Source organism: Prosthecobacter gellanilyticus (genome assembly GCF_007992435.1).
GTDB classification, from domain to species: Bacteria; Verrucomicrobiota; Verrucomicrobiia; order Verrucomicrobiales; family Verrucomicrobiaceae; genus Prosthecobacter; species Prosthecobacter gellanilyticus.
The window spans coordinates 240,173-254,639 of record NZ_BKAG01000002.1 but is presented as its reverse complement, the minus strand read 5'-3'; the positions used below and the strand labels follow the sequence as shown (position 1 = coordinate 254,639).

The following is a 14,467-nucleotide window of genomic DNA, read 5'->3' as shown; positions in this document are numbered from 1 at the left end:
AAGCCCCGGTCAACCCGCCAGCCCCTGGCTCAGAATCTCCTTGGTCGAGTCATCAAGGTCGCTCTCACGGATGCACCTATGGGCTCCTTGAATATCGTGGACCCCACCATGCCAGAGGCGGGCCAGCCACAGGGCCAGGCCCTGGCGTCTTGTCTCAGGCGTGACTTTTTCAAGCATCTCGATCGCCTCAGGGATAGGCAAAGGGGCAATCTTCTGCAGCTGTGGATCCGTAAGTTGAGCGAGGGGCATGAATCAGAGATTTGACGACGCTTGAGCTATCAACGTCGCAGGGGAGGAAATTGAGACAAAACCAACAAGAAAGACTACTAAGAGCACAACTATCAACAAAAACCAAGAGCCTTAACACAACCATAACAAAATTGATCCAGCCAAAGCTGGTTCCCCAGGTGAACCGTCACCAGCAAGCTCCAGACAACGACAAATCCGAAAGGGATTATCTGTGGCTCATACCATGACTGTTATATACACAAAACACATGGCAACATCAAAGCCATAACCTTAGGCAGCAACCTAAATAGCCACCAACCGTGAATCAAGCTAGCGAAACAAGGTCACCGATGGCATCTGAGACTCGTCACTGGGGATTCCAGCCTTGGGAAAAAGAATGTTGATGGTCTGCTCCCGAAACCATTCACGCAAAACCGAAAAGGGGACGTCCAGGTTTTGAGCGATGTTTTCAAGTTCGTCACCGCGCTGAAACTGTTCGTCAGCTTTAGCGAGGATGACCGTCTTTTCAGAGTCAGAATAGCGGCGTCTGCGACGTGGCATGTTAAGGAAGCGATTGGGGGGTTATCGAACCGGGCAGGGTCAATGAGTCGGACAGCAGCAAAAGGCTAAGAAACTTCCTGCAGTGTGCGTTTCCTCTTTGTGAACCACTGAACGACACTCGGGACATCCAAACTCCCTTCCACAGGCCACAAGGGTGGCGGAGAGAGGGCTTGGATGATGTCTTGCTGAGGGTTTGGGGGGGCCGCCGCATCAGGGGCTAAGATGACACGGATCAGCGTTTCCCGTCATGTAGCGAGAATTCGCCAATCATAGGCCATAGCTCAGTTTCCCTATCGGGATTTCCAATCCCGTGCCAGCAGGCTCAAAAAGACGTCAAGTAGCGAAAACTTGCTACAAGACCCAACCATTGGATAGTCTCGCAGGAAACTCAGCTATGTGCGAGAATTGACCTACCCGTGAGCATGCTTCTTTTCGTCAGGCGATTTTTGACCATCCAACTTCTTTCAGTCAGTCTGGTTGCGCAAGATTTGGACAAAAAAGCCGAAGACCCGCCTGCAGGCTCTTCGACGTCCCGGAAACCTCACGTCATTCATCTCAAGGCCGAGGACCTGGGCGACAACCAGGGAAACTGGATCGTCCCACCCGGTGAGGGTGCGCAGGCGACCTTTTTCCGGGTCCCTAACCCCATGTCCACCCGGCGTGTTCGACTGAAGCTGGAATTTCAGGGTGGGGAGGCGGGGAACTTTTTTCGCGAGTTCACGATTTCAGCAGCACGAAACCTGAAGCCATCCCTGAAGAGCGAGTGGACAACCCTCTTTCCAGTTTGGCTGCGCGCGTCCGAGGGTAGACTGGTTCGGGCGGCGGGGAACCGGCTTCAACTGGAGGGCGATGCGACGAATCCATCCCTGCAGATCGATGCAAGCCTGCCCTTTGATGACGTGACGGCACTCAAGTTGGAAGTCACGAAGACGGAGAGGCCAGGACTCGCCACCGTGCTGACACGGATGGACCTGGAGAGGGTTCCGCTGGCGACCACGAATGTGGCCCTGGGCGCTCCCGTGCGGACCTCGCATCCGCTGCCCGACGACATGCCTGCCCATTTTTTGACCGATGGACTGGGTGACACCGAGGTGAGGCCACCTGCGCCGAATCTGGGCCCGGCCTTTTACTACGAGATTGATCTCAAGCGCCGCTGGGAACTGGACCACATCCATTTTCGGTTTGAGGCAGATCCGCATGATGTCACCCGCTTTTCCCAGATCCGGGTGGAGCTCTATGAGGACAGGCCAGCCGCAGGCGTCAAACCCGTCTGGACAGCCCGTCCCCAAGATGATGATGCTGTGTATGCGGATTCGGGGCAGGCGAAGGTGCGTGAGATCATCGGTAAAAATGCTGGCAATGGAGTCTTCCGCGGCCGCTACCTCCGCATCTCCAGCGACAGCAAGGTGCCCCTTTCCCCCCAGCTTTCTGAGGTGGAGGTGTATCCTTCCCTCTTGCCCGCAGGTGTGACGACCCACGCCAATGAGCGGGTCATGGAGGCAAGTCATCCGCTGGAGATCTCCGCAGGCACGTCCTGGCTGGCCTTCTTTATCACCATGCCCGAGTTCAAGGACCCTGTGCCTTTCGAGACCCAATGGCGCATCACAGGCTTCCGGGACGAATGGCTGGCGGGCACGGCCAGCGGCAGTGTGGAGAGCCGCTGCCCGGCGCCTGGCAAATACGCCTTTGAAGCGCGGGTGAGACACACGGATGGAGTCTGGAACTCAGCCCGGCTCACGGTGCCGCTGTCAGTCCTGGTTCCCATCTGGCAGCGCCCGTGGATGCAGCTCGGCATCGTGATGCTGGCCCCAGCCCTGCTGGCACTCGTCACCTCCTGGATCGGCACACGGGTGATGACGCGGCGTGTGGCAGAGCTCGAGCACAAGGACGAACTCTCCGCCGAGCGTGCCCGCATCGCTCGGGACATGCATGACGCCGTGGGTTCACAGCTCACCCAGCTCACCGTGCTGCATGAGATCATGGCGGGTGATCCCGCTCTGTCCGAAGATCATCGGTCCAAGCTCCGCCAGCTGGCCAACACCGCACGAGCCAGTGTCGCAGCACTGGAGGAAGTGGTCTGGGCAGTGAACCCGAGCAATGACACCCTGGCCAGCACGGCCGCCTATCTGACTCATGCGGCGCGAGAGTATATGCGGCCGCTGGGCATCGCCTGCCGTCAGGATGTGCCGCACGAATGGCCTGAGAGACATCTCACCTCCCAGCTTCGACATCATCTCTTCCTGGCCTTCCGCGAGGCGCTGCAAAATGTGGTGAAGCACGCGCAGGCGGACGAGATCACCGTGACCTTGCGCTTTGAGGCCGAAGAGTCTCTCTTCCTGGTGAACATTGCGGACGATGGAGTCGGCCTGCCCTCGGAGACTGATGGCATGGAAAAAGATGGCCTCGAAAATATGCGTGACCGCCTTTCTGAGATTGGCGGCCATTGCCGGATTCGTTTACGCTCCGGCGGGGGAACCATCGTTGAAATGAAAATCGCCATTCCTGTTTAAGACATGCCTGTCCTGGTCGCCATGATTGAAGATGATGGTCCGTTCGCGGATGCGATGAAGCATTTCTTCTCGCTAAGCCACGATGTGGAGTGTGTGGCTGTGTTTCCGAATGCCGAGGCGGCCCTCGGAGGGCTGGCCGTGATGGAGCCGCTGCCAGATGTGCTGCTGGTGGACATCCATCTGCCCAAAATGGGCGGCATTGAATTCGTGGCGCGGCTCAAGGCACGCACACCGAACACACTCTGCCTCATGCTGACGATGTATGAGGAGAGCTCGCTCATCTTTGATGCGCTCAAGGCAGGAGCCTCCGGGTATCTGCTGAAGCGCACACCGCCGCAGGAAGTGGTGGCATCGATCCTGCAGGCGCAGTTTGGCGGTGCACCCATGTCACCCGAAGTGGCTCTGCGCGTGGTGAACTATTTTCATCAACCCGCGCCCGCTCCGGCCTCCGAGGTGTCCACCCTCGCCGCTCGTGAACGCGAGGTTCTCTACCTGCTTTCCAAAGGTTATCTTTACAAGGAGATCGGCGAGCAGCTGGAGATCTCCACGCACACGGTAAATTCCCACATCCGGCGCATCTATGAGAAGCTGCATGTTCAGTCTCGGAGTCAGGCCGTGGCGAAGTATCGTGGCTTGAAGTGATTGCCGCTGGTCTCAATCGCAGACAAAAAAGGCGCGGACCTTTTTAGGGGTCACGCGCCTGACGGTCACTTCCTCAGGTGCTCGCGTTCATCAGTTGAGCGTTGAAGTCGTGGTCACTGATGGATCGCTGCTCACCATGAGCGCGGATGTATCGCATGCCACATTCTTCAAACTGATTTCCCGGACCTAGATCGGGGTAACAAAAAGAGGCGCGGACCTTTTTAGGGGTCTCGCGCCTGACGGCCACTTGCTAGATACTCGTCATGGTAGTTGAGTTTCAATTCTGTGGTCACTGATGGATCGCGGCTGGCCCAGCAGGCGGATGTATCGCGTGTTCTTTTTTCACACTTTTCGCCCAGGAAGCTGCTTTTCCCTTCGGACAAGGACCATGAGACTGGCAAGAAACTTGCACCAGGGGGCGTAGAATCGCTTTCCCCACTTCATGCTTACCCTCTCTGGACCCTCCCACGGCAAACTTTGCGACGGCTACTCGCGTCGTGATTTTCTGCGCATTGGTGGCCTGGCGATGGGGGGCCTTTCCCTGCCCGATCTTTTGAAGGCAGAGGCTGAGGCGAGGACGGGGAGGCAGTTCAAGTCCATCATCATGATCTACCTCTGCGGTGCACCACCGCATCAGGACATGTGGGATTTGAAGATGGATGCCCCTCTGGAGATTCGCGGCCCTTACAAGCCCATCTCCACGAATGTCCCTGGCATCCGGATTTCCGAGCACTCTCCACGTCTGGCCAGGATGATGGACAAACTGGTGCCCATCCGCAGCATGTGGGGATCTCCCAATGGGGCGCATGATTCCTTTATTTGTTATACAGGTCGGCCGCCGCCTCCGAATGGTGGTGCTGCCCCCACCGGTCGCGCCTCCGATCCCCCTTCCCTGGGTTCCGTGATCTCACGCCTGAAAGGTCAGGCAGATCCTGCCATGCCTGCCTTTGTCGGCTTGTCTCCGAAAGCGGGTCACCCGCCCTATGGGTCGCCGGGACATGCGGGTTATCTGGGCTCTGCGCATACCGCTTTCCGTCCCAATGGCGCCGGTGTGGAGGACCTGAAGCTGAACAACATCTCCGTCGCTCGTCTGGATGACCGCCGCTCCTTGCTGAAGGGCTTTGATCATTTCCGCCGTGAGCTGGATCACAGCGGCCTGGTGGAGAGCATGGACAGCTTCAATCAGCAGGCCTTCAACGTGCTGACTTCCAGCAAACTTCTGAATGCCCTGGACCTCAATCAAGAGAGCCAGAAGACCCGCGAGCGCTACGGCAAGGGTGATCCCAAGAACTATGGAGATGGTGCGCCGCTGAACCTGGAGCACTTCCTCATGGCTCGCCGTCTTGTGGAAGCCGGCTCACGCGTGGTCACGCTGAACTTCGGCCGCTGGGATTTCCATGACAACAACTACCCGCAGCTTCTGCGTCACCTTCCGCTCTTTGATCAAGGCATGAGCGCCCTGGTGGAAGACCTGCATGAGCGTGGTCTGTCGGATGATGTCGCCGTCGTGGCCTGGGGTGAGTTTGGCCGCACACCGGTCGTGAACAAGGACGGCGGACGCGATCACTGGCCACGTGTCGGTGGTGCGCTGCTCGCCGGTGGCGGTTTCAAAACCGGTCAGGTCATCGGTGCCACGGATCGCCTCGGCGGTGAACCCTCCGAACGCCCCGTGCATTTCGGCGAGGTCTTTGCCACACTCTACAAGTTCCTCGGTATCGACCCGCACAAGACCACCGTGAATGATCTCCAGGGCCGTCCGCAGTATCTCGTGGATGCCTGGGAAGCGATGCCGGAGTTGATTTGAGGTGACAGGGTGAGCTATGTCCGCTTCTCGACCCAGGGCTAATAATCCATGAAAACAGCCGAGCTCATTCTCTTGGCATGGATCGCTGCGGCGAGCCTGCCCTCATGTACTTCTCAGAGTTGCGATGATGATGTGCAAGACAAGACGAGGGTAGTGGGAGTCATCGACCTAGACTCAGTCTATCGACATGAGTTTGTTTTAGCGGATGGCAAACTTTACGTCCGCCGCAGGGTCCACCCCGGTGGAACACGATGGACCTATTGGGTCAGTGACATCAGTCCCAAGGATTCGCTATTCCTGGAGAGTATTCTCCGGCACCAAGGCAAATCCCTGCCTTTCGCGCCTCCAGGCCCAATGGCTAGCTTCACATTGATCCATTCCAGCACCGCTAAAGAATGCAGGTATCACGACTATGAGTCGCTACGGCCGTTTGATGGCCGGTTGATGTCCATTCTAAGGACAGTGACCCGAGTGAAACCTGCCTGCCTGGAAAAATGGCCGCGACAAGTCATTAAACTTGCCGACGAATTTTGAAGCTACCGACAACAAAATAAAGAGGGCGGACCTTTTGGCGGGCTCGTGCCTGACAGCCACTTCTTCTAACTCATCATTGAAGTCGAGTTTCAAATCTGTGGTCACTGATGGATCACGGGGGCCTCCACATACGGATGTATCGAGTGTCTTTTTTTCCAACAGGCTTTCGTCACTCACTCTACTTCACCGGCAACTCCAACGGCCAGAAGACGGGCACGAGTAGGAGAATCACGCTCACGGTTAGGACAGTGAGACCACCACCGACCTTGATGAAGTCACTGAAGCGGTATTTGCCGGGGCCGTAGACAAGAATGCAGCTTGGTTCGAAAGGGGTCAGCACGGAGATGCTGGCGCTGAGCATGACAGCGATGGCAAAGGCCCGCGGATTCGCATGCATGGTGTCCGCGGCTTTCAAGGCTACGGGGAGCACGACGAGCGCGGCGGCGGCATTCGACATCGGTTGGGTGAGGATCACGGTCAGCAAACTGAAGCCTGCGAGGACGGTAATGGCCCCATACTGATGCAGATTGGTCACGACGAACTCGGCGAGCATCTTGTCCGCGCCGGATTTGGCCATGGCGGTGCCGAAGGCGGTCATGCCACCGATGAGGATGAGCAAACGCCAATCGACGTTTTCATAAGCTTTATCCAATGTCAGGCAGCGTGTGGCCAGGGCGATGAGCGCGACGATGAGGAAGCCGATGGCAGCCGGGAAGAAATCAAAGCTGCTGAGGATCACGGCTAGGGCGAAGACCGCGAGCACGGCCACGCCGCGCTTGCGGGCATTATGCGCCACGGCGTGCTCGGTGATGATGACCATCTCCGAGGTCTCCTCATAGACACGGATGCGGTCATAGGGCCCCTGCAGGAGCAGCATGTCACCGGCCTGCAGAGTGACATCGCCCATGTGGTCATTCAGCGTGCGGTCACCGCGCAGAAGAGCCAGCACGGAAAGCCCCGAGCGGCGGCGGAAGTTGCTGCTGCGCAGACTCTGGCCGACAAGGCTCGAGTGCGGTGTGAGCACGACCTCAGCAATGCTCGCATCCTTCATCTCGACGCCAGCGGTGCGCAGGTCCAGATCCTCCAGGATATCGATGCCCTCGATCTTCTTCACGCGGATGAGGTTCTGCACCTTGCCCGCGACAAGCACGACATCTTTCTCTTCCAGTTTCAGATGCGGACTGACCTCCACTTCATGCCCAGAGCGGCGAACCTTTAGCACCTGGAACTCCATCACGGAGAAGTCCGAAGAATACACTTCCTGGCCAATGATGGGCGAACCCGGCAGGATGACCACTTCGCAAAGATACTCGCGGATCGGTTCGGTGGAGATGCCACCTTCCGCACGATCACGCTCAGGCAGGAAGCGGTTGCCGATCAGCATCATGTAAAACAGACCTGTTCCGAAAATGACCACACCGACAGGGGTGATCTCAAACATGCTGACCGGATCCATGCCGAGCTTCGCCATGGCACCGCTCACGGCCACGTTGGTACTGGTGCCGATAAGGGTGCAGGTGCCGCCCAGAATGGAGGAAAACGCCAGCGGCATCAGCAGGCGTGACGGCGGGATGTTCAGCCGGCGTGCCAGCGCCACCACCGGACCAAGAAACATGGCGGTCACCGTGGTGTTGTTCATGAAGGCAGACACCGCGCCCACCGTGGTCATCATCCCTGCGACCACGCGTTTCGGCCGTCCACCAGTGGTGCGTGCCAGTACATGCCCGATGGTGTCCAGCACGCCCGTTTCACGCAGCGCGGCACCGATGATGAAGATGGCCCCGAGCATGACGATCACTTCATTGCCAAAACCGGCAAAGGCCTCGCCCGTGGTGAGGACTCCGCTGATCACCAAAACGCAGAGCAGTGAGAGCGTGACGAGGTCCACCGAGATCTTCTCAGTGGCGAAGAGGATGACGGCAACAACGAGCAGACCGATGACAATAGCGGCTTCCATGCGGGAGCGCCGATGATGGCGAGCAGGCAGCGCGTGACGAATGAAAAAGTGCGCCTTTAGAGACGGCTAAAGCATTCTGGAAAGCGGAGCTCACAGGCATCGCTGAGGATCATTTTTGCAAACCTGCGCAACTGCCCTCCCTCAGCTTGGTTTCAGCCCCCGTCGATCATTCAGACACTCATCCCCACTATGAAACCAACCTCAAAGTTCCTCTCTGGCCTCGGCTTCCTCGCCCTGGGCACATGCATGGCCGTCGCCCAAGACGGCGCCCCGAAGGGCAAAGGTGAAGGCGCCGGCAGCCGCATCGGCGAATTCCTGAAGCGCGCTGACGCAAATTCCGACGGCAAGATCAGCCAGGAAGAGTTCAACGAATTCTCCAAGCGCGACAATGGCGACCGCTTCTCCAAGATGGACGCCAATGGCGACGGTTTCGTCGACCAGGCTGAGATGGGCCAGATCGGTGAGCGGATGCGCGAAGGCATGCGCCGTCCAGGCGGTGAAGGAAGCGGCAGCCCGGAAGGCGGTTTCCGCCGTCCCCCAGGCACTGCGGCTGAAGGTGAGCGCCCTGCCCCTCCGCCCGCCCCTGAAGGTGGAAACCGTCCAGCACCACCCGAAGGTGGCCGCCCACCCGGCGGTGAAGGCGGACGTCCAGGAGGTCCTGGTGGCCCCGGCGGACCTGGAGGTCCTGGTGGCTTCAACCTTGATGACATCTATGGTCGTATGGACAAGAACGCCGACGGCGGTGTCGACAAGGCTGAGTACATTGAGTTCTCCAAGCAGGAGATCGAAACCCGCTTTGGCCGCATGGATGAAAACCAGGACGGCAAGGTGACCAAGGACGAGATGAAGGCCGGCATGGAACGCATGCGCGGCATGATGCGCGGCGGTCAGGGTGGTCCTGGCGGCCCAGGCGGACCTGGAGGTCCGGGCATGCGCCGTCCCGGCGGTGAAGGCGGCCCTGGCGGTGGTGGCGAAGGCGGTGGATTCCGTCGTCCTCCCCAGGAAGGTGGCACCGGCAGCCCACGCCCTGAGGCTGAAGCTCCGAAAAAGGATCCAGCCTGATTTCTGGCACTAAGTGATTCACAAGGCGGAACTCCGAGAGGGGTTCCGCTTTTGTTTTGAGCTTATGGCGGAGCCCCAGGTCGGGTCTTCGCCGCCACGATCACACGCAGCATGCCAAAATGGTTGCACATCGGTGATGACTCCCTATTTTCACGCTCTCACCGCATTACCCCGTGGTGTAATGGTAACACAGGAGATTTTGATTCTCTCGTTTAAGGTTCGAGTCCTTACGGGGTAACCACCCACGGTGGCTAGTGCTAATGACCCGCTTCCGCCCCTGCATTGATCTCCACTCCGGCCAAGTCAAACAGATCGTCGGCTCCACGTTGAGCGACTCCGGCAGCGGCCTCAAAACAAATTTCGTCAGTGATCGTGACTCCGCCTGGTATGGTGAGCTGTATCAAAAAGATGATCTTCCCGGCGGCCATGTGATCATGCTCGGGCCTAACAATGAGGATGCCGCGAAGGCTGCCCTCGGTGCCTTTCCTGGCGGACTGCAGCTCGGTGGCGGCATCCGCCCGTGCAATGCGGAGGAGTATCTCGCTGCGGGTGCCAGTCATGTGATCGTCACCAGCTATCTCTTTGAAACAGATGGAACTTTCTCCGAGACTCGACTGAACAAGATGGTCGCCGCCGCGGGCAAGGAACGCCTCGTGATCGACCTGAGCTGCAAGGCCACGGGCGATGGCTGGACGGTCGCGATGAACCGCTGGCAGACTTTGACCGATCTTCATGTGACGCCTGAAACGCTGAAGCACCTCGCCGCGCATTGTGATGAGTTCCTCATCCATGCCGTGGATGTCGAGGGCAAGTGCGAGGGCATCGATGAAGCGCTGGTCTCTTTCCTCGGCCAGCACAGTCCGGTTGCCATGACCTATGCCGGCGGCATTCATCGCATCGAGGATCTGCATCGCATCCAGCAACTGAGCGACGGACGAGTCGATGCCACTGTGGGCAGCGCGCTCGATCTTTTTGGCGGAAGCGGTGTTCGCTATGCAGATTTGCTCGCTTTCAACCGTAGAACTTCGCCCAACCTTCCCGCATGAAAATCATCCGTTACTCCGACTCCTCCGGCCAGACCAACTACGCCTCCCAGCAATCTGACGGCTCCGCGCTCGTCATCGAGGGCGATATCTTTGGTTCCTACAAAGTCACCGACCGCAAGGCTGACGTGGCCAAGCTTCTCGCCCCGGTGGAGCCGCGCATCATCCTCTGCATCGGCCTGAACTACAAATTTCATGCGGAAGAGAGCGGCGCTGCCATTCCTGAGAATCCAGTGCTCTTCATCAAGAACCCTGCCGCGGTGCAGAATCCGGGAGATCCGATCCTGCTACCTTCCGTGCTGAAGAGTGACAGCGTGGACTATGAGTGCGAGCTGGCTGTCGTCATCGGCAAGGCTGCGCGCAATGTCAGCAAGGCAGACGCGCTGAACTATGTGCTGGGTTACACTTGCGCGAATGATGTGAGCGCCCGTGACTGGCAGAAAAACGGCGGTGGCGGCCAGTGGTGCCGCGGCAAGACCTTTGATACTTTCTGCCCGCTGGGTCCCGTGCTGGTGACTCGCGACGAGATCCCGAATCCAAACGCGCTCAAGATCAAGACCATCCTGAATGGCGAGACCATGCAGGACTGGAGCACCAGTGACATGATCTTTGACGTGCCGCGCCTCATCGAGTTCCTCAGCTCGGACACCACGCTGCTGCCTGGCACCGTGATCATCACCGGCACGCCGCATGGCGTGGGCATGGCCCGCAAGCCCCCGGTGTGGATGAAGGCTGGCGATTCCGTCACCATCGAAATCGAGGGCATCGGCAGTCTGACCAATCCGGTTCAGCAGGCATAGACGAAAAGGAAATTGCAAACAGCGCCGAACCGCTGCTCTTTCCCGTTCTACCCAACTTAACCCATCCATGAAAACCCAACTACCGACTCTTGCCGCCCTCGTTCTCGCGTTTGCAGGCCTGACCGGAATTACCCAAGCCCAGGAGGAAACCAAACCCGTGAGTGAAGCCAAACCTGTCAAAATCGTGATGGAGACCAGCAAAGGCACCATCGAACTCGAGCTCGATGCCGCCAAGGCGCCGATCACCGTTGAGAACTTCGTGAAGTATGTGAAGAAGGGCCATTATGACGGCCTGATCTTCCATCGCTGCATTCCAGGCTTTATGATCCAGGGCGGTGGGTTCACCCCTGACATGAACCAGAAGGCTGTGGATGCCCCGATCTCCATCGAGTCCAAGAACGGCCTCAAGAATGACCGTGGCACCATCGCCATGGCCCGCACAAGCAACCCAAACAGCGCCACCAGCCAGTTCTTCATCAACGTGAAGAACAACGCCAACCTCGACTACCCAAGCTTCGACGGCTACGGCTACGCCGTTTTTGGCAAGGTGACCAAGGGTCTGGACATCTGTGACGCCATCGTCAGCGTGCCCACCGGCCGCAGCGGCCCTCACGGTGACGTGCCATCCGAGCCGATCCTCATCAAGAGCGTGAAGATCGCTGAGTAATCAGTATCGTCTGCAGCTTTGATTTTTCATCGCGGAGCCTGGTTTCAGGCTCCGCTTTTTTGTGGGACGAATGCGTGGTTGATGTTGAAGGCGCGGAGCGTCGTGGAGTGCGGCGGGAAGCGCTCACGCGCGACGCCGCTGTGCACGCGGAGGAGGTCTTCGAAACAGGAACGCGTCATCTGCGATCGATAGCGGTGTCGACGATGCACGGTGGCCCGTGCATCTCTGCCACCGCAGTCCGGGACGCTCCGCGACTTCATCGTCATCGGCGGACTCACCACCTTACACCCGATAAAAATCCAACGTGTGCTTCAGGCCTTCCTGCCAAGTGACCTGCGGCTCATAGGCGAGATCGGTGCGGGAGGCGGTGAGATCGGCGGCGGAGTGGCGGATATCGCCGCAGCGGCCGGGCTCATGCTTGGGGACGATGCTCTGGCCGGTAAGCTTGTTCAGCTCGGCAATAAGGTCGAGCAAAGTCACGCTGGTGCCTCCGGCGATGTTAAAGACACGGCCTGCGACATTTTCAGCGGGGCGCTCGGCAGCGAGGAGGTTTGCGGCGACGACGTTGTCGATATAGGCAAAATCGCGGGATTGCAGGCCGTCACCAAAGATGGTGGGGGGTTCACCGCGAAGCATCAGGGTGCAGAAGCGGGCGATGACGCCAGAGTAGGGAGAATTGAAACTCTGGCGTGGTCCGAAAACATTGAAGTAGCGCAGGGCCACGGTTTCGAGGCCGTAGAGCTGGTGAAACATCTGGCCATAGCGCTCGCTGGCGTATTTTTGCAGGCCGTAGGGGGTCAATGGCAGGACGGGATCTGATTCATGCTTCAGCGGGGCCTCGGTATCGCCATAGATCGCGGCGGAGGAGGCGAACATGAAACGCTTCACCTTGGCATCGCGTGCGGCCACAAGCAGGCCGAGGGAGGCATCCAGGTTCACCTGACTGCTCTCGACGGGCTGAGCCACGGACTGAGGCACGGAGGCGATGGCCCCCTCATGGAAGACCCAGTCACAGCCCTGAACGAGCTTTTTCACCAGGGCGGAGTCGGAGACGCAGCCCTTCACGAACTCGACTGAGTTACTACCACCGGCCCAGGCCAGATTCACGGGATCGCCCGTGCTGAGGTCGTCCAGCACCACCACTTTGGCACCGCGTGCCACCAGGGCCTGGGCGATGTGTCCACCGATGAATCCGGCACCGCCGGTGACGAGAGCTTTGATTTCCAAACGTGATGAGCTGGGCATGTGAGGGGCGCACCATCCGCAGGTGCCCACCTTTGGCAACTTCGTTACTCCAACAGTCCTGATTGACCTCCCTTGACCCTCCGCGCCGCCGCTTCATCATGGGCGCATCCCGCCGCATGAAACGCCTTTACCACCAAGCCCAGATCGCCTCCGAAGACAGCTCCCAACTCCAGCTTGGTGATGTGCTTGTGGAAGGTGACCGCATCATTGGCGTGGCGCCCACGATCAGCGGTGTGAGTGACTGCGAGGTCATCGACTGCCAGGGCCGCATCCTCATGCCGGCCATGTTTGACATCCATGTGCATGCGCGCGAACCCGGGCATGAGGACAAGGAAAACATCGGAAGCTGTGCCGAGGCCGCGATTAATGGTGGGGTGACTGGCTTCGTCATGATGGCGAACACATCCCCAACCATCGACAATGCAGGTGTGGTGCGCACGGTGCTGGAAAGCGCCCGCCGAGCACGCATCGGCTCTAGCATCTATGTCGCGGGTGCGATCACGAAGGGGCGAAAGGGCGAGGAGCTGGCGGGCATCGCCGGCATGAAGTCAGCAGGTGCGGTGATGCTCTCGGACAATGGTCACGCGGTCGACAATCCGCAGGTGCTGCGCCGTGCGATGGAGTATGCCAAGCATTTCGACATGCCGATCGCCAGCCACTGCGAGATCAAGGATCTGTCCGGCAAGGGCTGCATGCATGAAGGCAAAGTTAGTTATGCCCTGGGACTGCCGGGCATGCCGAGCATCAGCGAGGAGATCGGCATCTCACGGGATGTCCGCCTCGCGGAATACACGGGCGTGCACCTCAACATCCAGCACGTGACCACCGCCGAAGGCATGAGCACGATCAAGCGTGCGAAGGACCGCGGCATCCGTGTGACCTGCGAGATCACTCCGCAGCATCTCATCTTCAATCAGGAGCACATCGGCAACTACGACACAAACTACAAGATGAACCCGCCGCTGCGCACGGCGGAGGACAACGCAGCGCTGCTGAATGGGCTGAAGGACGGCTGGTTTGATGTCATCGTCACCGATCACTCGCCGCACACGCCGTTCGAGAAGAACCAGGACTTCGCCAGCGCTCCCTTCGGCATCACCGGACTGGAAACCGCGCTGCCGAGCCTTTTCCATCACTTCGTGAGCAAGGGCATCCTCGACTGGGGCTTGATCGTAAAGCGCTACTCCGCCGAGCCGCGCCGCATGATGAAGCTGGCCCCCGTGCCGGTGAAGGAAGGCGGACTCGCTGAGTTCATCGTTTTCAATCCGGAACGCAGCATGACCTTCACGCAAGACTTCATGAAGTCGAAGAGCATCAACACACCGTTCATCGACCAGACACTGAAGGGCATGGTGGAACGGGTGATTTACCGGGGTGAGGAACTGCTGGTGAGATAGTCTTTTGGAACATAAAG

Annotated in this window: 11 protein-coding genes and 1 tRNA gene; 9 read left to right on the top strand and 3 right to left on the bottom strand. The window is 58.8% G+C overall.

All coding sequences use genetic code 11. The annotated features are described in order from the left end of the window. Positions 1-9: 9 nt before the first annotated feature. The gene (locus BGE01nite_RS02455) at positions 10-249 is read right to left on the bottom strand and encodes a hypothetical protein (protein WP_146848671.1); all 240 of its coding nucleotides are present in this window, start codon (positions 247-249) and stop codon (positions 10-12) included. Positions 250-1,436: 1,187 nt separating this feature from the next. Here BGE01nite_RS02455 and BGE01nite_RS02445 point away from each other — a divergent pair. From BGE01nite_RS02445 to BGE01nite_RS02435, 3 genes are all read left to right on the top strand, one after another. Further along, positions 1,437-3,299: an ATP-binding protein gene (locus BGE01nite_RS02445; protein ID WP_146848669.1), complete on the top strand. Its 1,863-nt coding sequence runs from the start codon at positions 1,437-1,439 to the stop codon at positions 3,297-3,299. Positions 3,300-3,302: 3 nt separating this feature from the next. Further along, positions 3,303-3,941: a response regulator transcription factor gene (locus tag BGE01nite_RS02440; RefSeq protein WP_146848668.1), complete on the top strand. Its 639-nt coding sequence runs from the start codon at positions 3,303-3,305 to the stop codon at positions 3,939-3,941. A 442-nt stretch (positions 3,942-4,383) separates the two neighbouring features. Next, positions 4,384-5,745: a DUF1501 domain-containing protein gene (locus BGE01nite_RS02435; protein ID WP_146848667.1), complete on the top strand. Its 1,362-nt coding sequence runs from the start codon at positions 4,384-4,386 to the stop codon at positions 5,743-5,745. A gap of 712 nt (positions 5,746-6,457) precedes the next feature. Here BGE01nite_RS02435 and BGE01nite_RS02430 read toward each other — a convergent pair. Continuing rightward, positions 6,458-8,236, bottom strand: coding sequence for an SLC13 family permease (locus tag BGE01nite_RS02430; RefSeq protein ID WP_146848666.1), 1,779 nt, complete (start codon positions 8,234-8,236; stop codon positions 6,458-6,460). 189 nt (positions 8,237-8,425) lie between these two features. On the opposite strand from BGE01nite_RS02430, the gene BGE01nite_RS02425 reads away from it, so the two are divergent. From BGE01nite_RS02425 to BGE01nite_RS02405, 5 genes are all read left to right on the top strand, one after another. Next, the gene (locus tag BGE01nite_RS02425) at positions 8,426-9,298 is read left to right on the top strand and encodes an EF-hand domain-containing protein (RefSeq protein WP_146848665.1); all 873 of its coding nucleotides are present in this window, start codon (positions 8,426-8,428) and stop codon (positions 9,296-9,298) included. Between the two features lie 167 nt (positions 9,299-9,465). Beyond that, positions 9,466-9,539, top strand: a tRNA-Gln gene (locus BGE01nite_RS02420). A gap of 19 nt (positions 9,540-9,558) precedes the next feature. Next, positions 9,559-10,344: a phosphoribosylformimino-5-aminoimidazole carboxamide ribotide isomerase gene (hisA, locus tag BGE01nite_RS02415; RefSeq protein WP_146848664.1), complete on the top strand. Its 786-nt coding sequence runs from the start codon at positions 9,559-9,561 to the stop codon at positions 10,342-10,344. After that, a complete protein-coding gene (locus tag BGE01nite_RS02410) occupies positions 10,341-11,141 on the top strand; it encodes a fumarylacetoacetate hydrolase family protein (RefSeq protein WP_146848663.1) in 801 nt (266 codons plus the stop codon). Before hisA ends, BGE01nite_RS02410 begins: the two co-directional genes overlap by 4 nt. A gap of 67 nt (positions 11,142-11,208) precedes the next feature. After that, a complete protein-coding gene (locus BGE01nite_RS02405; protein WP_146848662.1) occupies positions 11,209-11,808 on the top strand; it encodes a peptidylprolyl isomerase in 600 nt (199 codons plus the stop codon). 282 nt (positions 11,809-12,090) lie between these two features. Here the strand turns inward: BGE01nite_RS02405 and BGE01nite_RS02400 are convergent, their stop codons facing one another. Then, positions 12,091-13,053 (bottom strand): NAD-dependent epimerase/dehydratase family protein, encoded by a 963-nt coding sequence (locus tag BGE01nite_RS02400; RefSeq protein WP_170266535.1) that lies wholly within the window; start codon positions 13,051-13,053, stop codon positions 12,091-12,093. A gap of 116 nt (positions 13,054-13,169) precedes the next feature. Between BGE01nite_RS02400 and BGE01nite_RS02395 the strand changes: the two genes are divergently transcribed. After that, positions 13,170-14,450 carry a dihydroorotase gene (locus BGE01nite_RS02395; protein ID WP_146848661.1) on the top strand — a complete coding sequence of 427 codons (1,281 nt, stop codon included), beginning with the start codon at positions 13,170-13,172 and terminating at the stop codon, positions 14,448-14,450. Positions 14,451-14,467: the final 17 nt, after the last annotated feature.